The following is a 20,239-nucleotide window of genomic DNA, read 5'->3' on the forward strand; positions in this document are numbered from 1 at the left end:
TAAGCTGTGTGCCGCCTATACTGCAGCGCGGCGAATTGCCAGAGGTATTCTTGCGCAGGGCAGGCGCAGGAGGCTGGGGCCAAGTGGGCGGGCGCAGGCGCCGCAGCCCAGTTTGAAGCGGGCGAGGCCGGGGTTTGTTTCCGTGTCGATGGTACCGAGGTCGAGTTGGTGAAAACCCTTTTGCGCCAGATACTTGGCAGCGTGCCAAAGGATCATGTGGTGGGCCGAGTGCAGGTCATGGTCAGGATCGCGCCAGCCGATTTGATAGGTGGCTCGGGTGCCGTGCATCAGGAAAATCATGAAGGCGCGAAGCTGTCCGTGTTCACGGAGTTGAAAGAGGCGCGTGGCCATGGGGGCGGCCTTGGACCATTGCGAAACGAAGGTCGGCGTCACGTCGGTATAGCGTCGGTGTTCGCGCTGTGCGGTTTCAAGGCCAAGCAGGGGGGCGTCGCGGGCCGTGTCAAAGGGCCGGTGGCTGACGTGCAGGCCCGCGCCCTCGGCCCGGCGCAGCCGGTTGCGCCATTTGCCGTGCTGGCGGCTGCGCATGACCTGTGGATCGGGGTCGAGCGGAAGTTCGGCCACCTGTTGGGGCGTGAGCAGGGCACGATACCCAAGGTGGTGGTAGGATGCCGCCGCCTCGACGCTGTCCGGAGTGGCAAGCCAGACCCCGCGCAGGGCCGTGGCATGGGGCAGGCGCGCGAGGACCGCCTGTTGCCGGTCAAGCGGCAGGCCGGGGGCCCAGACCGGGCCACGGGGAATCCAATGCAGGGGTACCCCCATGATGCGGCGCGAGATGACTTGCGCCTGAGCCAGACAGGCACCGTCGTCTTCGACGCGGAGGATCCACACCCGTGCGCCAAGCCGTACCATGGCCCGCCCGTAAATCGGGCTTTGATGCAGGGGAGCGTCGGCAGGCGGTTCCGGGCCGGGATCGGTGAGGGTGAACTCCATGCCCGGTATTAACCGTTCGGATACCTAAATTGTGGTTAATGGGCCCATGGCGATACCGAAAAAGCGAATCCTTGGTGTATATGCCCCGCCGCCGCGTCCGACACTTTGGGCGGCGGGTTTGGTGGCCGTGCTTCTGTCATTGCCGGTCGGGCTGGCCCTGACAGTGCTGGAGTGGCTTTGGTAAAGCCCTTGGGATGAGGCAAAAGAAAACCCCGCCGAATGGGCGGGGTTTTGCATGGTTCGGATCATTGGCGATCAGAACGGGATTTCATCGTCGATGTCACGCGAAGGGCCGCCTTGGGGCTGACCTTGCGAGGGGCCGCCGCCGTAATCGCCACCGTAGTCGCCGCCATAGCCACCTTGGCCACCGCCCCCACCATAGGAGTCGCCGCCACCGCCGCTGCGGCCATCCAGCATGACCAGCGTTCCATCGAACCCCTGCAATACGACTTCGGTCGAGTACCGATCCTGACCGGACTGATCCTGCCATTTGCGCGTTTGCAGCTTGCCTTCAAGATAGACTTTGGAGCCTTTACGAAGGTATTGTTCGCATACCCGCACGAGACCTTCCGAGAAGATCGCCACGCTGTGCCATTCGGTGCGTTCGCGACGTTCACCGGTGTTGCGGTCTTTCCAGGATTCCGAGGTGGCGATGCGCAGGTTGCAGACCTTGCCACCGTTCTGGAAGCTGCGCACCTCGGGGTCGCGGCCGAGATTGCCGATGAGAATTACCTTGTTGACTGAACCGGCCATCCGGGCCCCCTTCGTTGGTTTGATAAGCAGTGTTTGCGTGGTTACATCACCGCAGCACCGTAAATGGAAGTTTAAAATTTTCAAAAAATACGCGCAAACCGCCGAAAATTGGACAATCGTTGTCGATGATCATAGCAATTTTTGTTACGTGACGTATATTGCTTGCGCAGTATAAAACCCGGGGGACAGTAGCGTTATGCGGATTTTAACCGTCTTGATCGCAGGCCTTGGCCTTGTCTTGCCAAGTTTCGGCATGGCCGATGTCCTTTCCACGAAAAGCCGCAGCAATCTGTTCAAATCGCAAACCAGCGTTCTGGATACCCGCGCCAAGCAGCAATACAACAACTCGGTCCGGTTGCAGCCGCAACGGGTGCGCACCCCGACCAAGTGGGGCAATGCGGATGGAGTAGGGCGATCCTACAGCGGCGCCTACCGGGGCCGGTTTTTACAAATGGCCAAGGATGCGGCCCGCCGCCATGGGGTGCCGCAGGATTTGTTCCTGCGTCTTGTGCAGCAGGAATCGGGCTGGAAACCGGCGGTGCGCTCGCACAAGGGGGCGATCGGGCTAGCGCAGTTGATGCCGGGCACGGCGCGGAAGCTGGGCGTGAACCCGCATGACCCCTATGAAAACCTCGATGGCGGCGCGCGCTATCTGGCGACGCAATATCGCACCTTCCGGTCGTGGCGTCTGGCACTGGCGGCGTACAACGCGGGGCCGGGGGCCGTGAAGAAATACGGCGGGGTGCCGCCCTACAAGGAAACGCGCAATTACGTGCGGATCATCTGGGGCAGTTGAGGCGCGTCAGGCCGCAAAGCCGATCTTGTAGAGATGGATTTCGTTCGCCGGGTGTTTCCCGGCGTTCACCAGTTTGCCGTTATGGTGATTATAGAGCGCCCGCCAATAGGGTTGGATGATCACGCCCTCTTCGCGTAGCAGAAGTTCGACCTCGCGGATCACGGCGCGGCGCTCATCGGCGGCGCTAAGCGACATGGCCTTGTCGATCAGGGCGTCGAGCGCGGGATTCGCCACGCCGGTTTCGTTCCATGCCGCGCCCGAGCGGTAGGCCAGTTCCAGCACCTGCACTTCCAGCGGGCGGTGATTCCATTGCGTGGCCGAGAAGGGGAAGCTTTTCCAGTTGTCCCAGAACCGTGCGCCGGGCAGGATTGTGCGCTGTACGCGGAATCCGGCATCCTGCAACTGGGCGGCCACGGCATCGCCGGTGTTGCGCTGCCATTCGTCATCGACGGTGGTCAGGTCATGCACCATGTCCTCAAGGCCGGCTGCCTTGAGCAATTCCAGAGCTTCGGTAGGGTCGTATTCCGCCGGGCCGATGTCGGCGTAGGCGGGATGTATCGGGCTGACGTGATGGTTGGCAGCGACGGTACCGCGCCCGGCATAGCCAAGCTCAAGGCAGATTTCATTATTGACCGCCAAGGCAAGAGCGCGGCGCAAGTCCTTGTTGGCATAGGGGGTTTCCCCGTCCACCTCGGCATTTTGATTGCCACGGATAACGATGGTGGCGGCGGTTTCGGTGCGGGTTTGGGTCCAGCCGGTGCTGTCCATCACCTCGATGAAATCGCCGACGGTTTCATATAGCAGATCGATCTTGTCGTCCTTGGCGGCCGCGACCCAACTGGCGGGGTCTGTACCAAGGTCGATAAACTCGACGCGATCGAGGTAAGGGCCGCCATAGACCTCTGTTCCCCACCAGTCGTGGTCGGTGTTGCGTTCCAGAACGCAACGGTCCGCCACCGCAAGGCTGACGGGTTCGAACGGGCCGGTGCCGATGCCGTGTTCGAAAGGATCACCGCCGTCATAGGTTTGATGCGTGATGGCGGCAGGGTAGTCCGAGAAATTCGCGATGATCGAGACATCGGGCGAGGCGAGGGAGAGCGTGACGGTCAGATCATCGGTGACGGTGATGGCCCCCTCGCGGGCCTGGCCCGTTGCCGGGTCGGCAAGGCCGGTCAGGCGTGAGGCCATGGAGTTGCCCTCGGCGGTGCTGTCGCACCAGCGGGTGATGTTGCGGGCCACGTCGGCGGCGGTAAAGGGATCGCCGTTGTTCCATGTCACCCCGGGGCGGACATGAAGGGTGTAACGGGTGGCGTCGTCGTTGACCTCCCAGCGTTCCAGCAACATGCCACGGAAAGCGCCGTCGCCATTGTATTCAACGAGGTATTCAAGGAAACCGCGGGTCTGGTTGGCCAGTTCGCTCCAATCGAAGGTGCGCGGATCGCGCAGGGGTTTGACGCTTTGTTGAATGCGAAGGGTGCCGCCTTGTTGGATGGCGGGGGTGTCTTGCGCTTGGGCCTCTTGGCCGATCAGGGCAAAGGCAGAGGAGGCCGTGGCACCAAGGGCCGTGGCCCGGGACAGAAACTCGCGCCTCGTGATCCGGCCTTTGCGTGCGTCTTTGGCAAGAGCGGGCAGGGCGGGATGCGTGGGGCGCTGAGTTCTTTGCATGGGGGCCTCGATGATCGGGAGATTGATTTGGATGAATAATAAGACGCCGAGTCTCAAACATCCATCCCTGCCGTTCAGTTTCAGCGTTTTGCAAGGGCTGGGATCTTGGGGCGCGCGGTAACATCCTTGCGAAGTTCGGATGGGGTTTTGCCGGTGTGGTGCAGCACGAAGCGCGAGAAATACGCGGCGCTGTTGAATCCGGTCATGGCGGCGACGCGGTTGAAAGGGTGGTCGCTATTTTCCAGAAGGTCGCGCACGGCGTGCAGGCTGCGTTGGGTCAGAAGTTCGGCCGCGGTCATGCCCGTGCAGTCGCGGCAGGTTCGGGTAAGATGCGTGGGGGTCACCCCAAGCTCCTGCGCGTAGTCGGCCATGGCCTTGCCGGTGGCATGATCGCGTTCCACCAAGGCGGAATAGGCGGTGACAAGCCGTTGAGCCGCCGAGATTTTTTCGGTCTCCTCTGGCTGTGCGATCATGGCCCGGCGCAACCAGACGGTCAGGAGTGTGGCCTCGGCGTTGAGGGCCTCGTCCATGAAGGGACGGGTGGCGTTTTGCTCGCGTTGCATCGAGTCGAGGATCGCCGTCAGCTCGTTCTGGGCGTGGACATCGCGGATACGCAGGTGTTGCGGCGTATCGGGCATCAGCACCGGGCCATAGGCCGGAACGAGGCAGACAAGACCGAAGCCTTGCTTTCCAAGGTCCAATGAAAACAAGGTGTTGGCCGGAATCACAAGGGCATTGTGAACACCAACCCCACGACGAACGCCTTCAATCATGGCGCGACCCTGACCGCGGGTGACCCAGATCATCGCGTGATCCGGGCAACTGTGGGGAAGTTCCGCGCGCCATGCGCCGCCTTCGGTCCATTGCGCGAGGGTGAGGATGCGCGCGTGTGCTGTCATATGATTTGTCTGCCTGCTTGTTTTGACTGCTTTTCAAAAGATTTTGGCAGAGGAATCCGGCAATGTCAGGGCAAGAAATCGATTTTTCTAAAACTCAGCGGCATTCAGCCGGTGCCAGTTCTTCATCCGGGCACGGAACCATGTGCGTTGGCGTTTGGCGAATTGCCGCGTGGCAATAGTGGCAGCCTCCCGGGCGGCATCCAGTGTCATAACACCTTGTAAATGCGCGATTAATTCCGGGGCACCGATGGCTTTCGAGGACAGGAGCGCGGGGTTCCAATGCTCCAGATTGGCGCGGGCCTCGTCGAGTGCCCCTTGTTCGAGCATCTGGTCGAAGCGGCGTTCGATGCGCGGTGTTAACCAATCTTTGTCTGCTTCCACCACGATGGGGGTGCAGTCAGAGGGTGGCAAAAGCGGGGGTGGGGTCGTGTCTTGCCAGTGGGCAAGGCCCTTGCCGGTGGCATGTAAGACCTCCCATGCGCGTTGGACGCGCATCGGGTTTTGCCGGTCGATGCGGGCGAGAGTGGCTTCGTCAAGCTGTGTAAGAAGCGCTTCAAGCCCTTGTTCAGAAACGATTTTATTCGCCTTTTCGCGCAGCTCCGGGGGCGTGGAGGGGATGTCGGCGAGACCTTCCGTAAGGGCGGTAAAGTACAAACCCGTGCCGCCGGTGATGATGGGGCGGGGGGTGGATTGGAGAAGCGGTTCGACTTCGCGCAGCCAGTGGCCGACGGAGTAATCGGCGTCGTATGGGATATGGCCATAAAGCGCGTGAGGCGCTGCCGCTTCATCCTCTGCTGACGGTCTCGCCGTCAAAACTCGCCAGTTTTCAAAGACTTGTATGGCATCGGCGTTGACGATCACGCCGCCTTGCTCACGCGCGATGCGAAGGGCGAGGGCGGATTTGCCCGAGGCCGTCGGCCCGGCGATGAGCACCGGGCGGTCGGCGGGAATGTTAGCAAGATCAATCATGGACGCGGGCAACAGGTTTCGTACGAGTCGTACGCTTGCCCCCGATTTTCGTACGAAATTCGGGGTGGTTCCATTCCGTTTCGTACGAGTCGTACGATTTGAGCATCTCAAACCTCTTTAGGTGATTGAACCTGCGCCGCTTTTCCGACATTTTGCGCGCGATTGCCAGATGGCCTTAACGGAGCGCGCCCCATGTCCGAATCCCAGACCCCGCAAACCACCTTCAACCGAGTGCTTCTGAAAATCTCGGGGGAAGCCTTGATGGGGGATCAGGGGTACGGGCTGCATCCGCCGACGGTCGAGCGGATCGCGCGCGAGGTGAAGACGGTCCATGACATGGGTGTCGAGATCTGCATGGTAATCGGGGGCGGTAATATCTTTCGCGGGCTGGCGGGCAGCGCGCAGGGGATGGAACGTACGACCGCCGATTACATGGGAATGCTTGCGACGGTGATGAACGCGCTGGCGATGCAAAGCGCGCTGGAGGGGCTGGGCGTGTTCACCCGGGTCATCAGCGCCATTCGCATGGACGAGGTGGCCGAGCCCTACATTCGCCGCCGCGCGGTGCGCCACCTTGAGAAAAAGCGCGTGTGCATTTTTGCCGCCGGCACCGGCAACCCCTATTTCACTACTGACACGGCGGCCACCCTGCGCGCCAACGAGATGGCCTGCGAGGCGATCTTCAAGGGGACCAAGGTGGATGGGGTTTATGACAAGGACCCGGTCAAGCACGACAATGCCAAGCGGTTCGATACCGTGACCTATGACGAGGTTCTGGCCCAGCACCTGAACGTGATGGATGCCAGCGCTATCGCGCTTGCGCGCGACAACAGCCTGCCGATCATCGTCTTCAGTCTGGACGAGCCGGGGGGCTTTAAGGGCATTCTGGCGGGCGAGGGCACCTATACAAAGGTGCATGGCTAAGGCTAAACAGGACCAAAGACGCAAATCCCGCAAGAAGGACACAAGACATGTCGGATGATTTCATCCTCGATACAGACGATCTGGAGCGCCGGATGGAAGGGGCAATGGCCTCGCTTCGGACGGAATTCGCATCGCTTCGCACGGGGCGGGCGAGCGCCTCGATGCTGGAGCCGGTGCAGGTGGAGGCCTATGGCCAGATGACGCCGATCAACCAGGTCGGGACGGTCAATGTGCCCGAGCCGCGCATGGTGACGGTCAATGTCTGGGACAAGAGCCTTGTCAACAAGGTGGAAAAGGCCATTCGCGAAAGCGGTCTGGGGATCAATCCGCAGATGAACGGCACGATCATCATGTTGCCGATCCCGGAATTGAACGAGGAGCGCCGCCGCGAGCTGGGCAAGGTGGCGGGCCAATATGCCGAGAGCGCGCGGGTGGCCATCCGCAACGTGCGCCGCGACGGCATGGACCAGATCAAGAAGGCCAAGGCCGACGGCATGTCGGAAGATGACCAGAAGTTCTGGGAATCGGCGGTTCAGGAAACGACCGACAAGTTTATCGCCATGGTCGATGAGGCGCTTGAACACAAGCAAGCCGAGATCATGCAGGTTTGAGTAACGCGGGGTTGCCGTCATGGCAAAGAAACCGGCCGAAAGATGCGGCCCACGCCATGTGGCGATCATAATGGATGGCAATGGCCGCTGGGCGCAATCGCGCGGGCGGCCACGTCTTTTTGGCCACCATGCCGGGGCGCGGCGGGTGCGCGAGATTGTCAGCGCCTGTCCCGACCTTGGGGTCAAGTACCTGACGATCTTTGCCTTTTCGACGGAAAACTGGAAGCGGACCCAGACCGAGGTGGCGGGCCTAATGAGCCTGTTCCGCCGCTATATCATGAAGGAAATGCAGGATTTCGTGCGGGAAAACGTGCGGGTGCGGTTTATCGGCGACCGGCCGCGCCTTGATGCCAAACTGCGGGCCCTGATGGACGAGGCCGAGGCAATGACCGCGCATTGCGACGGTACGAACCTGACGATTGCCCTGAATTACGGGGGCCGTGACGAGGTGGCGCGTGCCACCAAGCGGTTGGCGCAGGATGTGGCCGATGGCAATCTGGACCCGGCGGATGTGGACGAGGAAACCCTGCCCAAGTATCTGGATACCTGCGTGGTGCCGGACCCCGATCTGGTGATACGCACGAGCGGCGAGGCGCGGATTTCGAATTTCCTTCTGTGGCAGTCGGCCTATGCGGAATACGAGTTCATCGACACGCTCTGGCCGGATTTCACGCCCGAGATTTTTGCCGAGGTCCTGACATCCTATGGTGCGCGGGATCGCCGGTTTGGCGCGGTGCCCGTATGAGCGGGGCGGGCCAATGGGGGGATCTTGCGCCGCGGGTGATCTCGGGCGTGGTCATGGCCGTGGCCGGGGGGCTGTTGGTTTGGGGCGGCGGATGGCCCTTTGCCATTGCGATCAGTGCCTTGGGCGGTTTGATGATCTGGGAGGCCGCGCGCATGTTCGGCGCGCCGCGGGCCGTCGGCATGGGCCTGATGGGGGCGGCGGCGGTGTTCGGGGCCTTGATCCTGCCGGGGATACTGGTTTTGCCGGTGCTGCTGGCGGCGGCGATTGCCACGGCGGGGGATATTGCCCGTGAAAAGGGGGTTTACGCGCTTCTGGCGGGCTGGGTGCTGATCGGCTGTTACGCGGTGGCGATGTTGCGCGCCGAGTCCGGTCTTGGCTGGATCGTCTGGCTTGTGCTGGTGGTCGTGGTGTCGGACGTGGCGGGATATTTCGCGGGCCGGATTCTGGGCGGTCCGAAGTTCTGGCCCAAGGTCAGCCCGAAAAAGACATGGTCGGGCACGGTGGCCGGGTGGGTCGCGGCCGCGGTGGTGGGCGCGGTGATGGCCGGGCCGTTGGGCGCCGGGGCCGGGTTGGTCGTGATCTCGGTTCTGGTGAGCTTTGCCGGGCAGATGGGCGACATCGCGGAAAGTGCCGTGAAGCGGCATGTGGAGGTCAAGGACAGTTCCGATCTGATCCCCGGCCATGGCGGTGTTCTGGACCGGTTCGACGCCATGCTGGGCGCCGGGGTACTGGTGTTCGTGCTGATCCAGCTTGGCCTGATGCCGGGGGTGGCATGAAGCGCGTCAGTATCCTTGGGGCGACGGGTTCCATCGGGCAGAACACGATTGATTTGATCCGCCGCGCGCCGGAGCGGTTTGACGTGGTGGCCCTGACGGGTGGGCGCAACATTGACCGGCTGGCGCGCGATGCCATCGAGCTGGGCGCCGATGTGGCGGTGACGGCGCATGATGATTTGCTGGTTTCGCTGCGCGAGGCCCTCAAGGGCAGCGCGGTCGAGGCCGCCGCCGGTGAGGCGGCCTTGGTGGAGGCGGCGTCGCGGCCTGCGCATTGGGTGATGTCGGCGATTGTCGGGGCGGCGGGGTTGCCGCCCGGTCTGGCCGCGCTTGAGCAGGGGGCGACGCTGGCCTTGGCGAACAAGGAGTCGCTGGTGGCGGCGGGGCCGTTGCTGATGCGGACGGCGCGGGTAAACCATGCGCGGATCATCCCTGTGGACAGCGAACATTCGGCGATTTTCCAGGCCTTGGTGGGCGAGGACATGGCGGCGGTCAACCGCTGCATCATCACCGCCAGTGGCGGTGCGTTTCGCGATTGGCCGCTGGAGGATCTGGCGGGGGCCACGCCCGAGCAGGCGGCGACCCATCCGAATTGGGCCATGGGGCAGCGGATCACCATCGATTCGGCCTCGATGTTCAACAAGGCCTTGGAAGTGATCGAGGCGCGGGAGTTTTTCGGCTTCCGGCCCGAGCAGATCGAGGTGGTGATTCACCCCGAATCGATGGTTCACGCGCTGGTCGGGTTTTGCGATGGGGGGCTGATGGCGCATGTCGGCCCGCCGGATATGCGCCACGCCATCGGCTATGCCCTGAACTGGCCGCAGCGGTTTGACCTGCCGGTGGAGGCGCTGGACCTTGTGGCGCTTGGGCAGTTGACCTTTCGCGCGCCGGATGTGGCGCGCTACCCGGCGCTGCGGCTGGCGCGGGAGGTGATGGAGCGGCGCGGATTGACCGGCGCGGTGTTCAATGCTGCCAAGGAGCGCGCTCTGGATCATTTCATCGCCCATCGCCTGCCGTTCATGGGCATGGCGGAGGTTGTCGAGGAGGTAATTGCCCGGATAGAGGCCGAGAATGGCCTTATTGATGCCGGGATCACGCTTGAAACCGTGGGGCAGGCGGACCATCTGGCACGGATAGCCGCCGATCAGGTCGTGCAGGACAAATACAGTTAAACAGGGAGGCACAGCGCCTTGGATATCGCACTCATGCTGCCGTTGGGCAATTTTGGCCTTGCCGTTCTTGCCTTCGTGGTGGCCTTGTCGGTCATCGTCGCGGTGCATGAATACGGCCATTACATCGTGGGCCGGTGGTGCGGGATCAAGGCGGATGTCTTTTCGCTGGGCTTCGGGCCGGTTCTGTTCGCGCGTGAGGACAAGCGCGGCACGCGCTGGCAACTGGCCGCGTTACCCTTTGGCGGCTACGTCAAGTTCAAGGGCGATGGCGATGCCGCCAGCGCGACGCAGGCCGGCGACATTGAAGAGATGTCGCCCGAGGAGCGCCGCCAGACCATGGCAGGCGCGCCGCTTTGGGCGCGGGCGGCGACGGTTGTTGCGGGGCCGCTGTTCAATTTCATCCTGTCGATCGCGATTTTCGGGGCGGTGATGATGAGCCAGGGCAAGGTGGCCGAGCCCTTGACCGTGGGCGAGCTTCACCCATTGCCGCAATCCGGCTTCGGCCTTCAGGCAGGCGATGAGTTGCTGGCCATCGCCGGGCGCGACTTGCCCGATTACGGCGCGCCGGGCGGGCTTGGAGATTTCATCGATACGCTCCCGGTCGAAGAAAGCCTGGATTACCGGGTGCGCCGGGAGGGGCGCGAGATCGTGGTTGATGGCCCCTATCCGCAGCCCACGCGCATCATGCAACTGGCACCGCAATCGGCGGCAATCGAAAGCGGCCTTGCGCCGGGCGATGTGATCGTCGGGGTCGAGGGGCAGAAAATTCTGGCCTTTGACGAGCTTAAGCAGGTGGTCGAATCCTCGGATGGCCGTGCCCTGGCGCTGGATGTCTGGCGCGATGGCGAGGTGATGCAATTCGAATTGACGCCGCGGCGGGTGGATGAGCCGAAGCCCGAGGGCGGGTTTCGCACCGAATGGCGGATCGGCATTGCCGGCGGCATGGCCTTTGATTTCGCCACCGAGCGCATGGGCCCGGGAGAGGCCCTTGTGGGGGGCGCGGCACAGACGTGGGCGGTCATGTCGAATTCGGTCTCGGGCCTATACCACATGCTGATCGGGGCGATCAGCGCCTGTAACATGTCGGGCCCTATCGGGATTGCCGAGGTGTCGGGCGCGATGGCCAGTCAGGGCGCGAGCAGTTTCGTCTGGTTCATTGCGGTCCTGTCGGCGGCAATCGGGTTTTTGAACCTGTTTCCGATTCCGGTGCTGGATGGGGGGCATCTGGTGTTCTACGCCTTCGAGGCGGTGACCGGAAAACCGCCCAGCGACGGGGCTTTGCGCATCCTGATGACTATCGGGTTGACCTTGGTTCTGGGGCTGATGGGCTTTGCCCTGATCACCGATATTCTGTGTTGACCCTGCCGATGGCCACAATCTGGCCATAATTCCATTCGTATTTTCGCCATAGTGGTCTGGCACTTATCTCGATGACGCAGTGTAACGGAGATACGTCGTGCAACACATCGTGAGTGGATATCGCGGATTGAGCGTGCTGATGGACCTGAATTGGGACCGTCTGTTGTATCTGGCTGCGATTCTTGCGGCTTTGCTGGCAGGGGGCTTTATCGGGTCCTTGTGATGCGGTGAAATATCGCTTTGGCGGTAACGTGCCGGGGTGTTCCTGTGTCGAATGGCGTTTTGACAAGCCATGCTTTCCCGGTTACTCACAATTTAATTGGGATGTAGAGCTGGAATTGTTCGATGCAGGATTTCGGAGAGACTCAGGCGCGGCGCCTTGGGGAGGCTAAGCGGATCGCGGGGATGCTGCGTCTGGGATTGATGGCTTTCGTGGCCATTGTCCTGTTGGGCTTGCCGGGGCAGGCCGAGGCACAAAACTATCGCTTCAATTCGGTCAGTATCGAGGGCAACCAGCGTGTCGATGGGGCCACCATCCTGAATTACGCCGGAATCGCCCGGGGCGAGACTGTCTCGGCCGCGGAGTTGAACGAGGCTTATCAGCGCATCCTTGGCAGCGGTCTTTTTGAAACCGTCAACATCGAGCCGCAGGGCAGCCGCCTTGTCATCAAGGTGGAAGAATATCCCACGATCAACCGTATTTCCTTTGAGGGGAACAAGCGGCTGAAGGACGAGGACCTTGAGGGCTTCATCGAAAGCCGGTCGCGGCAGGTGTTCAGCCCCAGCAAGGCCGAGCGCGACGCCTCGGTCTTGACGGAAGCTTATGAACAGAATGGCCGTATCGCGGCGCGCATCACGCCCAAGGTCATCCGCCGCAGCGACAACCGGGTCGATCTTGTCTTCGAGATTTTCGAAGGGGGCAAGATCGAGGTGCAGCGCATCGGGTTCGTCGGCAACCGGGCCTATTCGGACCGCCGGTTGCGCCGGGTGATCGATTCGAAGCAGGCGGGCCTGTTGCGGGCGATCATCGAACGCGATTCCTTTGTCGAGGATCGCTTGCAATTCGACCGTCAGGTTCTGACCGATTTCTACCAGTCGCGCGGTTATGTCGATTTCCGGGTGACCAGCGTGAATGCCGAACTGGCACGTGAGCGGGATGCCTATTTCGTGACGTTCAACGTGCAGGAAGGTCAGCAGTTCCGCTTTGGCGAGATCACCACCGTCAGCGACATTCCGAATGTGGACCCGGCGGAGTACCAGGACGTGCTGAAGGTTCGGCCCGGTGTGATCTATTCTCCGACGCTGGTTGAAAATTCGGTCGCGCGGATGGAGCGCCTTGGCATCAAGCAGGGGGTGGATTTCCTGCGGGTGGAGCCGCGGATCACGCGCAACGATCGTGATCTGACGCTGGATGTGGAATTCGCGCTGGTGCGCGGGCCGCGGGTGTTTGTCGAGCGGATCGACATCGAGGGCAACACGACGACGCTGGACCGGGTGATCCGGCGGCAGTTCGACGTGGTCGAGGGCGACCCGTTCAACCCGCGCCAGATTCGCGAGGCTGCCGAGCGGATTCGTGCGCTTGGGTTCTTCAAGGAAGCGGATGTGAACGCGCGCGAGGGATCGCGCCCCGACCAGGTGGTCGTGGATGTGAACGTGGAAGAGACCACGACCGGCACGTTGTCTTTCGGCGGGAGCTACTCGACCGACTCGGGCTTTGGGATCATGCTTGGCTTCAGCGAGCGGAACTTCATGGGCCGCGGTCAGGAACTGACGGCGCAGGTTTCATTCGGAGGGGATACGGCAAACTACGTGGTCGACTTCACCGAACCGGCCTTCCTTGGGCGGGATGTGGAGTTCGGGTTCCGGACCTCCTATCAGGAGACCGATACCAACAACACCAACCTTTACGATACGGTCTATGGCGACCTGCGCCCCAGCCTGACCTTCCCGGTCAGCGAGAACGGGCGTCTGGCGCTGTATTACAGCCTCGTTTACGGCGAGATGAATGATTACATCGGGACGTTCCCCAACGGTATTCTGGCCAACGAAACCAACATCGGGGGCCGGTTCTCAAGCGCGCTGGGATATGAATATACCTATGACACGCGCCGCACGGGCCTGAACCCCAATGCCGGTGTGCTGTTGTCCTTCGGGCAGGAGTTCGCGGGGCTGGGTGGCGATGTGGAATTCATCCGCACCTCGGCGCGCATTCTGGGCCAGACCAAGGTCTTGAACGAGGAAGTGACCCTGCGGGCCTCTTTGGAAGGCGGGATGCTGGAATATGGCGGGGGCGATAGCAGCCGCGCCATCGACCGGTACAACAACAAGATCATGCGCGGCTTTGAGCCGGGCGGTATCGGGCCGAAGGAAGGCAACGAGTTCCTGGGCGGCAACTATTATGCCGTGGCCAAGTTCGAGGCGGAGTTCCCGCTGGGCCTGCCCGAGGAATACGGGATCAGTGGCGGTGCTTTCTACGATGTCGGCTCGATCTGGGATGTGAATACGGCGAATGCGGTTGGCCCCCTGTCGTCGACGGGGTTCAAAGATCGTCATGCTGTCGGTCTGTCGCTGTTCTGGAAGTCGCCCTTCGGGCCGTTGCGGATGAACTTTGCGCATACCATCAAGAAAGAACCGGGTGACAGTGACCAGTTCTTCGACCTGACGGTCAGAACGGAATTTTAAGGTGACCCTGCTGCGGCGTATTCTTGTCGCGGCGGGTTTGGCCGGGGTGCTTGGCGTGGCCCCGGCGCCTGCTGTTCTGGCGCAGGACGTGGGTGTCGTGCAGAGCGAGATCCTTGTTCTGGACCCCGAGCGCCTGTTTGCGGAAACCCTGTTGGGCCAGCGGATGCTGGAAGAATTCCAGGCCGCCCGCGAAGCGATGAGCACGCGCAACCGGGAGCTTGAGGCCGAGCTGGAGGCCGAGGAGAAATCGCTGACCGAAAAGCGTGCGACCCTGTCGCCGGAGGCATTCCGCGAGCTGGCAGATCATTTTGACACCAAGGTTCAACGTATCCGGCGTGAGAGTGACCGGGCGGTGCGCAATCTGGAGCGCCGCCGGGAGTTGCTGCCGGTGCAGTTCATGCGCATGGTCGAGCCGGTTCTGGTCGGGCTGATGGAGGATACCGGGGGCGCGGTGATCATGGATGCCCGCAGCGTGCTGTTGCGTGCCGATGCGGTGGATGTCACCGATCTGGCCGCGACACGGATCGATGCCGAGATCGGCGAGGGCCCCGAGGCGCCTCAGGCGGACACGCAGGGGAACGAGGCCGCCGGGGATGACGCGGCGCCCTCGGAGAACTGAGCCTGCATCTTGCCCAATCAGGGGGCAGTTGCTAGTGAAGCGCAACGGGACAGTTTTTGAAAGGATACCCCATGAGCGAGCCGTTGCAGTCTGCGGATATTCACAGAATCCAGCGGTTGATCCCGCATCGGTATCCTTTCCTGTTGATCGACAAGGTGGTCGATATCGACGGCACCCAATCGGCGCGCGGCATCAAGAACGTCACCATGAACGAGCCGCATTTCCAGGGGCATTTCCCATCCAAGCCGATCATGCCCGGTGTGACCATCGTCGAGGCCATGGCGCAGACCGCCGCCGTGATGGTGGGGGCCGCGCTTGGCATGGAGGACCGCGAGTTGCTGGTCTATTTCATGGCCATCGAGAAGTGCAAATTCCGCCGCATGGTGGTGCCCGGTGATGTGTTGGAAATGAAGATCACCACCACGCGCGGCAAGCCGGGTGGTAAGGTCTGGCGTTTTGCCGGTGTGGCCGAAGTCGAGGGCGAGATGGCCTGCGAGGCCGAATTCACCGCGATGATGGATTTGCCCAAGGAGTGACCCGCATGACCGAGCGTGGCGAGACAGAGATTCACCCCTCGGCGATTGTCGAGGAGGGGGCGCAGATCGGGCAGGGGTGCCGGATCGGGCCGTTTTGCCATGTCGGGCCGGAGGTGCGGCTTGGCGATGGGGTCGAGTTGAAAAGCCACGTTGTGGTGAGCGGCGAGACGGTCATGGGCGAGGATTGCATGGTCTTTCCCTTTGCCTGTATCGGGGAAATCCCGCAGGACCTGAAGTTCAAGGGCGAAAAGACCCGGCTTGAGATTGGCGCGCGAAACCGTATCCGCGAGCATGTGACGATGAACGCCGGCACCGAGGGCGGCGGCGGCGTGACCCGCGTGGGCGACGATGGGTTGTTCATGGCGGGCTGTCACGTGGCGCATGACGTGCAGTTGGGCAACCGGGTGATCGTGGTGAACAACGCCGCCCTTGCCGGGCATTGTATCGTGGAAGACGATGTGATCATCGGTGGCTTGTCGGGCGTGCATCAATTCGTGCGGATCGGTCAGGGCGCGATCATCGGTGCGGTGACCATGGTGACCAACGATGTGATTCCCTATGGCCTTGTGCAGGCCCCGCGCGGCGAATTGGACGGGTTGAACCTTGTGGGGTTGAAGCGCCGGGGCGTTGCCCGCTCGGATATCACCGCGCTTCGCGCCGCGTTCCAGATGTTGGCGCAGGGTGAGGGGGCCTTTCAGGACCGCGCCCGCCGTCTGGGCGAAGAAACCGAAAGCCAATATGTGCGCCAGATCGTGGATTTCGTGACGGCGGCGAGTGACCGGTCCTTCCTGACGCCCGGAGCGATGTAGCCTTGGCGGGGCGGCTTGGGATTCTCGCCTGTGGTGGCGCCCTGCCGGTGCGGATCGCCGAAGCGGTGCCAGAGGCGATGCGATTGGCCTTGGAGGGGGTGCCCACCGAGGTTGAGGATGTCGAGGCGCACCGGATCGAAAAAATCGGCGGGCTGTTCGACGCCATGCGCGCGGGCGGTGTGACCCGCGTTGTCTTTGCCGGGGGATTGGCGCGGCCCCCCTTGGATCCGACGCAGTTCGACGCGACGATGATGCAGGTGGCCCCGCGCCTGATGGGCGCGCTTCAGGGCGGCGATGATGCGCTTTTGCGCGCTGTCATCGATGTTTTCGAGGATCAGGGATTCGAGGTGATCGGCGCGCATGAGGTGCTGCCCGATCTTGTGGCCAAGGCCGGGCATTTGGCGGGGCCGGAGCCATCCGCGCAGGATTTGCGCGATACCGAGCGGGCGTTTGACATCCTGTCGGCCTTGTCGCCGGTGGATGTCGGGCAGGGCTGTGCCGTGGCGGGTGGCCTCTGTTTGGGGATCGAGACCTTGCAGGGCACCGATGCAATCCTGCGGTTTGTTGGTGAAACGCCCGAGGCGCTGCGCCGGGGGCAGACCGGCGTTTACGTCAAGGCCGCGAAACGTGGGCAGGATTTGCGGGTGGATATGCCAGCCGTGGGGCCCGCCACGATCGAAGCGGTATCCGCTGCGGGGCTGGCCGGGTTGGTCATCGAGGCGGGGCGCGTCATGGTGTTGGAGCGTGAGGCCACAGTGGCGAAGGCCGAGGCCTTGGGCGTATTCCTGACCGCGCGGGACGCGTGATGCGGGTTTTCGTCATTGCCGGCGAAGCCTCGGGCGACCGTCTGGGGGCGGCGCTCATGGCCGGATTGAAACAGCTTGAAAGCGTTGAATTTCTAGGTGTTGGCGGGCCGTTGATGGAGGCCGAGGGGTTGACCTCGCAATTCCCGATGGAGGAATTGAGCGTGATGGGCATCATCGAGGTGCTGCCCAAGTATTTTCACCTCAAGCGGCGGATACGAGAGGTGGCGGAGGCCATTCTTGCGGCGAAGCCCGATGTGGTGATCAGTATCGATAGCCCGGATTTCTGCCTGCGGGTGGCCAAGATCGTCAAAGAGAATAGCGATATTCGGACGGTGCATTACGTGGCGCCCTCGGTCTGGGCGTGGCGCGAGGGGCGCGCGGCGAAGATGGGACGCGTCATTGACCATGTGCTGGCGCTACTGCCCTTCGAGCCACCCTTGATGGAGGCCGCCGGGATGGAGTGCGATTTCGTGGGCCATCCGGTGGTGAGCGAGCCACAGGCCAGTGCGGCGGAGGTGGCGGCGTTTCGGGATGAGGCGGGGCTTGGCGATGCGCCGGTTCTGATGGTCTTGCCCGGGTCGCGCCGGGGCGAGGTGGCCCGGCTGGGGCCGATTTTTGGCGCGGCCCTGCGCGAGGTCTGCGCGGCGCGGCCTGATTTGCGGCTGGTGCTGCCGACCACGGCGGCACGGGCCGAAGAGGTGCGCGCGCTGGTGGCCGATTGGCCGGGGGCGCCGGTCGTTGTGGCCCCCGAGGGGGAGGCCGAGGCCGACAAGGCGCGCAAGGCCGCGGCTTTCGGGGCGGCGGATTATGCGCTGGCGGCGTCGGGGACGGTGTCGTTGGAGCTGGCGGCGGCAGATGTGCCGATGGTGATCGCCTATGACGCGGCGTGGCTGAGCCGCCAGATCATCGCCTGGATGCTGAAGATCGACACGCTGACATTGGTGAACTTGGTGAGCGAGACCCGCGCGGTGCCGGAGTTCAACGGCAAGGAGTGCCGGGCCGAGTTGATCGCCCCCGGTGTGCTGCGGATGATGGAGCATCCAGAGGCGCAGCGTGAAGCAATGCGCCTGACCATGGAGCGGCTGGGCCGGGGGGGCGAGGAACCGGGCCTGCGCGCGGCGCGGGCGGTGTTGAAACGCTTGTGACGCGAGGCCCCGGGTCAGGCCCGGGGCGCGGGGGCGGACCATGTTGAGGGATCGAGCCGGAAGTAGGTGACGAGCTGATCGTAGACTTGCGGTTCGGCGTGCTTGAGCCGGTCGGGGGTTTCGAAGAAGGCTTCGACCGCGACGGCGAAGAATTCTTCGTGGCCTTCGGCACCGTAGGGGTCGATTGCCGTGCGGCGCCTGGCCTCGACATTGGCCGCGTGACGGTCATACGCATCAACGAAGATGCGCGCCCAATCGGCGAAGCTTTGATTGCCAAGGTCCGGGGCGCCGTTGGTATGGCCCGAGAGGTCGTCCAACTGGTGGGCGAATTCGTGGATCACCACGTTGTGGCCGTCGCGATCATTGCGCGCGCCTTGGTCGCTGTGTTGCCATGATAGGATGACCGGCCCGCGCGACCAGCTTTCGCCGGTGCGCACGACCTCTTGTTCGGTGACGACATAACCGCTGTGCCGTTGTTGCCGGGATTTGAAGGCGCCGGGATAGACGAGGATCGTGGTCAGGTGGCTGTACCAGGCGGGCGAGTTGGCGACCAATAGGCAGGCCTGCGCCGCGATGGAGAGGCGCATTTCGCGGGTCACTTCAAGCCCGTTGCAGCCGAGGAACTGCACCTGATCGAGGAAGAGGTTGATCTTGCCTTCGAAGGTGGCGCGCAGATCGGCGGGCAGTTTTCGCGTCAGCGGCACGTGGTCGGCGACGATGGCGCGGTCATCGTCGGAGAGGGGCATGGCCAGAAGGTCAGTGCGGGCCTGTTGTTTCTGCCACCGGCGATAGGCAATCCAGCCCAAGACGAGCAGGCCAAGAGCGAGGGCGAGATAGAGCGGCATGGGCGGCGCGGGCTCAGTCGCCGCGCCAGATCCAGCCGCCGCCGAAGATGCGGGAGCTGTCACTGTCGTAGAAGACGCAGGCCTGACCGGGGGATACGCCCTCCTCGGGGGTCAGAAGCTCGACCTCGGCCTCGGTTTCCGAGATGGGCCGGATCACCGCCTCACGCGGGGGGCGGGTGGAGCGGACCTTGACCGCGACATGCCATTCTTCTTGGCTGTCGAAGGGGGCATCGCCGAGCCAGTTGATCTCGCGCACCGGGACTTTGCGGGTGGCGAGCATGTCTTTGGGGCCGACGACCACCTGGCGGTTGTCGACATCGAGTTTCACCACGTAGAGCGGATCGGACAGCCCGCCGATGCCAAGGCCGCGGCGTTGACCGATGGTGTAGTGGATCACGCCGTTGTGCTCGCCCAGAACGCGGCCATCGGCATGGACGATGTCACCGGGTTCGGCCGCGCCGGGGCGCAGTTTCTCGATCACCGATGCGTAGTTGCCGTTGGGGACAAAGCAGATGTCCTGACTGTCGGGTTTGTCGGCGACTTGCAGGCCGTACTTGGCCGCAAGTTCGCGGGTGGCGTCCTTGGAGGGCAGGTGGCCCAGCGGGAAGCGCAGGAAATCAAGCTGTTCCGGGGTGGTCGAGAACAGGAAATAGCTTTGGTCGCGGTTTGCATCCGCCGCGCTGTGTAGCTCCGGTCCATTCGCGCCGACCATCCGTTGGATGTAGTGGCCGGTCGCCATGCAGTCGGCCTCCAGATCCTTGGCGGTTTCCAGCAGGTCCTTGAACTTCACCCGCTCGTTGCAGCGGATGCAGGGCACGGGGGTTGCGCCCGCAAGGTAGCTGTCGGCGAATTCGTCGATCACCGCGTCCTTGAAGATGTTTTCATAGTCGAGGACGTAATGGGGGAAGCCCATGTCCTCGGCCACGCGGCGGGCATCGTGGATGTCGATCCCGGCACAGCAGGCGCCCTTCTTGGCCAGTGCCGCACCGTGATCGTAAAGTTGCAGGGTGACGCCCACAACATCATAGCCTTCCTCGGCCAGCATGGCGGCCACGACGGAACTGTCGACGCCGCCCGACATGGCGACGACGACTCGCGTGTCGGCCGGGGCCTTGGGCAGGCCCAGAGAATTCAGCGGGGTTTCTAACGGCATGGCAGCCATCCTTGTGGGTCGCGGGTT

General features: G+C 62.9%; 22 protein-coding genes. 15 read left to right on the forward strand and 7 right to left on the reverse strand.

The annotated features are described in order from the left end of the window. Positions 1-15: 15 nt before the first annotated feature. On the reverse strand, positions 16-951 hold the full coding sequence (locus FDP25_RS16060) for a GNAT family N-acetyltransferase (RefSeq protein WP_154154641.1): 936 nt from the start codon (positions 949-951) through the stop codon (positions 16-18). A 46-nt stretch (positions 952-997) separates the two neighbouring features. Between FDP25_RS16060 and FDP25_RS17115 the strand changes: the two genes are divergently transcribed. After that, positions 998-1,135, forward strand: coding sequence for a hypothetical protein (locus FDP25_RS17115; RefSeq protein WP_172982832.1), 138 nt, complete (start codon positions 998-1,000; stop codon positions 1,133-1,135). 71 nt (positions 1,136-1,206) lie between these two features. On the opposite strand, the gene ssb is transcribed toward FDP25_RS17115, so the two are convergent. Continuing rightward, positions 1,207-1,704: a single-stranded DNA-binding protein gene (ssb, locus tag FDP25_RS16065; protein WP_154154644.1), complete on the reverse strand. Its 498-nt coding sequence runs from the start codon at positions 1,702-1,704 to the stop codon at positions 1,207-1,209. Between the two features lie 196 nt (positions 1,705-1,900). On the opposite strand from ssb, the gene FDP25_RS16070 reads away from it, so the two are divergent. Beyond that, positions 1,901-2,500 carry a lytic transglycosylase domain-containing protein gene (locus FDP25_RS16070; RefSeq protein WP_154154648.1) on the forward strand — a complete coding sequence of 200 codons (600 nt, stop codon included), beginning with the start codon at positions 1,901-1,903 and terminating at the stop codon, positions 2,498-2,500. Positions 2,501-2,506: 6 nt separating this feature from the next. Here the strand turns inward: FDP25_RS16070 and FDP25_RS16075 are convergent, their stop codons facing one another. The 3 genes from FDP25_RS16075 to miaA form a co-directional block, all read right to left on the reverse strand. Next, positions 2,507-4,165 (reverse strand): ABC transporter substrate-binding protein, encoded by a 1,659-nt coding sequence (locus tag FDP25_RS16075; protein ID WP_154154652.1) that lies wholly within the window; start codon positions 4,163-4,165, stop codon positions 2,507-2,509. An 80-nt stretch (positions 4,166-4,245) separates the two neighbouring features. After that, entirely contained in the window at positions 4,246-5,064 is an 819-nt protein-coding gene (locus FDP25_RS16080) for a helix-turn-helix domain-containing protein (RefSeq protein ID WP_154154655.1), read from the reverse strand. An 87-nt stretch (positions 5,065-5,151) separates the two neighbouring features. Beyond that, entirely contained in the window at positions 5,152-6,033 is an 882-nt protein-coding gene (gene miaA / locus FDP25_RS16085) for a tRNA (adenosine(37)-N6)-dimethylallyltransferase MiaA (protein WP_154154658.1), read from the reverse strand. 192 nt (positions 6,034-6,225) lie between these two features. Between miaA and pyrH the strand changes: the two genes are divergently transcribed. From pyrH to lpxB, 13 genes are all read left to right on the forward strand, one after another. Further along, positions 6,226-6,957 carry a UMP kinase gene (pyrH, locus tag FDP25_RS16090; RefSeq protein WP_154154661.1) on the forward strand — a complete coding sequence of 244 codons (732 nt, stop codon included), beginning with the start codon at positions 6,226-6,228 and terminating at the stop codon, positions 6,955-6,957. A 47-nt stretch (positions 6,958-7,004) separates the two neighbouring features. Next, positions 7,005-7,568 carry a ribosome recycling factor gene (gene frr, locus FDP25_RS16095; RefSeq protein ID WP_154154664.1) on the forward strand — a complete coding sequence of 188 codons (564 nt, stop codon included), beginning with the start codon at positions 7,005-7,007 and terminating at the stop codon, positions 7,566-7,568. 19 nt (positions 7,569-7,587) lie between these two features. Then, entirely contained in the window at positions 7,588-8,313 is a 726-nt protein-coding gene (gene uppS, locus FDP25_RS16100; RefSeq protein ID WP_154154668.1) for an undecaprenyl pyrophosphate synthase, read from the forward strand. Then, a complete protein-coding gene (locus tag FDP25_RS16105; RefSeq protein ID WP_154154670.1) occupies positions 8,310-9,089 on the forward strand; it encodes a phosphatidate cytidylyltransferase in 780 nt (259 codons plus the stop codon). Before uppS ends, FDP25_RS16105 begins: the two co-directional genes overlap by 4 nt. Further along, positions 9,086-10,258 carry a 1-deoxy-D-xylulose-5-phosphate reductoisomerase gene (gene dxr / locus FDP25_RS16110; protein ID WP_154154673.1) on the forward strand — a complete coding sequence of 391 codons (1,173 nt, stop codon included), beginning with the start codon at positions 9,086-9,088 and terminating at the stop codon, positions 10,256-10,258. Before FDP25_RS16105 ends, dxr begins: the two co-directional genes overlap by 4 nt. A gap of 18 nt (positions 10,259-10,276) precedes the next feature. Continuing rightward, positions 10,277-11,617, forward strand: a complete 1,341-nt coding sequence (gene rseP, locus FDP25_RS16115) for an RIP metalloprotease RseP (protein ID WP_425500529.1) — start codon at positions 10,277-10,279, stop codon at positions 11,615-11,617. A 97-nt stretch (positions 11,618-11,714) separates the two neighbouring features. After that, on the forward strand, positions 11,715-11,840 hold the full coding sequence (locus tag FDP25_RS17365; protein ID WP_281350490.1) for a hypothetical protein: 126 nt from the start codon (positions 11,715-11,717) through the stop codon (positions 11,838-11,840). A gap of 122 nt (positions 11,841-11,962) precedes the next feature. Then, positions 11,963-14,299, forward strand: a complete 2,337-nt coding sequence (gene bamA, locus FDP25_RS16120; RefSeq protein WP_425500530.1) for an outer membrane protein assembly factor BamA — start codon at positions 11,963-11,965, stop codon at positions 14,297-14,299. A gap of 1 nt (position 14,300) precedes the next feature. Continuing rightward, on the forward strand, positions 14,301-14,918 hold the full coding sequence (locus tag FDP25_RS16125; protein WP_154154676.1) for an OmpH family outer membrane protein: 618 nt from the start codon (positions 14,301-14,303) through the stop codon (positions 14,916-14,918). Positions 14,919-14,989: 71 nt separating this feature from the next. Beyond that, positions 14,990-15,454 (forward strand): 3-hydroxyacyl-ACP dehydratase FabZ, encoded by a 465-nt coding sequence (gene fabZ / locus FDP25_RS16130; protein ID WP_154154679.1) that lies wholly within the window; start codon positions 14,990-14,992, stop codon positions 15,452-15,454. 5 nt (positions 15,455-15,459) lie between these two features. Beyond that, positions 15,460-16,263, forward strand: a complete 804-nt coding sequence (gene lpxA, locus FDP25_RS16135) for an acyl-ACP--UDP-N-acetylglucosamine O-acyltransferase (protein WP_154154683.1) — start codon at positions 15,460-15,462, stop codon at positions 16,261-16,263. 2 nt (positions 16,264-16,265) lie between these two features. Further along, on the forward strand, positions 16,266-17,069 hold the full coding sequence (locus FDP25_RS16140; RefSeq protein ID WP_154154686.1) for an LpxI family protein: 804 nt from the start codon (positions 16,266-16,268) through the stop codon (positions 17,067-17,069). Continuing rightward, positions 17,069-18,214 (forward strand): lipid-A-disaccharide synthase, encoded by a 1,146-nt coding sequence (lpxB, locus tag FDP25_RS16145; protein WP_154154689.1) that lies wholly within the window; start codon positions 17,069-17,071, stop codon positions 18,212-18,214. Before FDP25_RS16140 ends, lpxB begins: the two co-directional genes overlap by 1 nt. A 14-nt stretch (positions 18,215-18,228) precedes the next feature. Here the strand turns inward: lpxB and FDP25_RS16150 are convergent, their stop codons facing one another. Both FDP25_RS16150 and mnmA read right to left on the reverse strand, forming a co-directional pair. Next, complete coding sequence (locus tag FDP25_RS16150) at positions 18,229-19,059, reverse strand: M90 family metallopeptidase (protein ID WP_154154693.1); 831 nt, start codon at positions 19,057-19,059, stop codon at positions 18,229-18,231. Between the two features lie 13 nt (positions 19,060-19,072). Then, positions 19,073-20,212, reverse strand: coding sequence for a tRNA 2-thiouridine(34) synthase MnmA (mnmA, locus tag FDP25_RS16155; protein ID WP_154154696.1), 1,140 nt, complete (start codon positions 20,210-20,212; stop codon positions 19,073-19,075). Positions 20,213-20,239 lie beyond the last annotated feature (27 nt).

It is taken from the genome of Roseovarius bejariae (assembly GCF_009669325.1).
Lineage (GTDB): Bacteria > Pseudomonadota > Alphaproteobacteria > Rhodobacterales > Rhodobacteraceae > Roseovarius > Roseovarius bejariae.

Coding starts and splice junctions, on each gene's coding strand:
- mnmA (WP_154154696.1), bottom strand. CDS start 20,212: ATGCCGTTAGAAACCCCGCTGAATTCTCTGGGCCTGCCCAAGGCCCCG.
- lpxB (WP_154154689.1), top strand. CDS start 17,069: ATGCGGGTTTTCGTCATTGCCGGCGAAGCCTCGGGCGACCGTCTGGGG.
- lpxA (WP_154154683.1), top strand. CDS start 15,460: ATGACCGAGCGTGGCGAGACAGAGATTCACCCCTCGGCGATTGTCGAG.
- FDP25_RS16070 (WP_154154648.1), top strand. CDS start 1,901: ATGCGGATTTTAACCGTCTTGATCGCAGGCCTTGGCCTTGTCTTGCCA.
- FDP25_RS16060 (WP_154154641.1), bottom strand. CDS start 951: ATGGAGTTCACCCTCACCGATCCCGGCCCGGAACCGCCTGCCGACGCT.
- pyrH (WP_154154661.1), top strand. CDS start 6,226: ATGTCCGAATCCCAGACCCCGCAAACCACCTTCAACCGAGTGCTTCTG.
- dxr (WP_154154673.1), top strand. CDS start 9,086: ATGAAGCGCGTCAGTATCCTTGGGGCGACGGGTTCCATCGGGCAGAAC.
- ssb (WP_154154644.1), bottom strand. CDS start 1,704: ATGGCCGGTTCAGTCAACAAGGTAATTCTCATCGGCAATCTCGGCCGC.
- FDP25_RS16075 (WP_154154652.1), bottom strand. CDS start 4,165: ATGCAAAGAACTCAGCGCCCCACGCATCCCGCCCTGCCCGCTCTTGCC.
- frr (WP_154154664.1), top strand. CDS start 7,005: ATGTCGGATGATTTCATCCTCGATACAGACGATCTGGAGCGCCGGATG.
- FDP25_RS17115 (WP_172982832.1), top strand. CDS start 998: ATGGCGATACCGAAAAAGCGAATCCTTGGTGTATATGCCCCGCCGCCG.
- FDP25_RS16080 (WP_154154655.1), bottom strand. CDS start 5,064: ATGACAGCACACGCGCGCATCCTCACCCTCGCGCAATGGACCGAAGGC.
- bamA (WP_425500530.1), top strand. CDS start 11,963: ATGCAGGATTTCGGAGAGACTCAGGCGCGGCGCCTTGGGGAGGCTAAG.
- FDP25_RS16105 (WP_154154670.1), top strand. CDS start 8,310: ATGAGCGGGGCGGGCCAATGGGGGGATCTTGCGCCGCGGGTGATCTCG.
- FDP25_RS16150 (WP_154154693.1), bottom strand. CDS start 19,059: ATGCCGCTCTATCTCGCCCTCGCTCTTGGCCTGCTCGTCTTGGGCTGG.
- fabZ (WP_154154679.1), top strand. CDS start 14,990: ATGAGCGAGCCGTTGCAGTCTGCGGATATTCACAGAATCCAGCGGTTG.
- miaA (WP_154154658.1), bottom strand. CDS start 6,033: ATGATTGATCTTGCTAACATTCCCGCCGACCGCCCGGTGCTCATCGCC.
- uppS (WP_154154668.1), top strand. CDS start 7,588: ATGGCAAAGAAACCGGCCGAAAGATGCGGCCCACGCCATGTGGCGATC.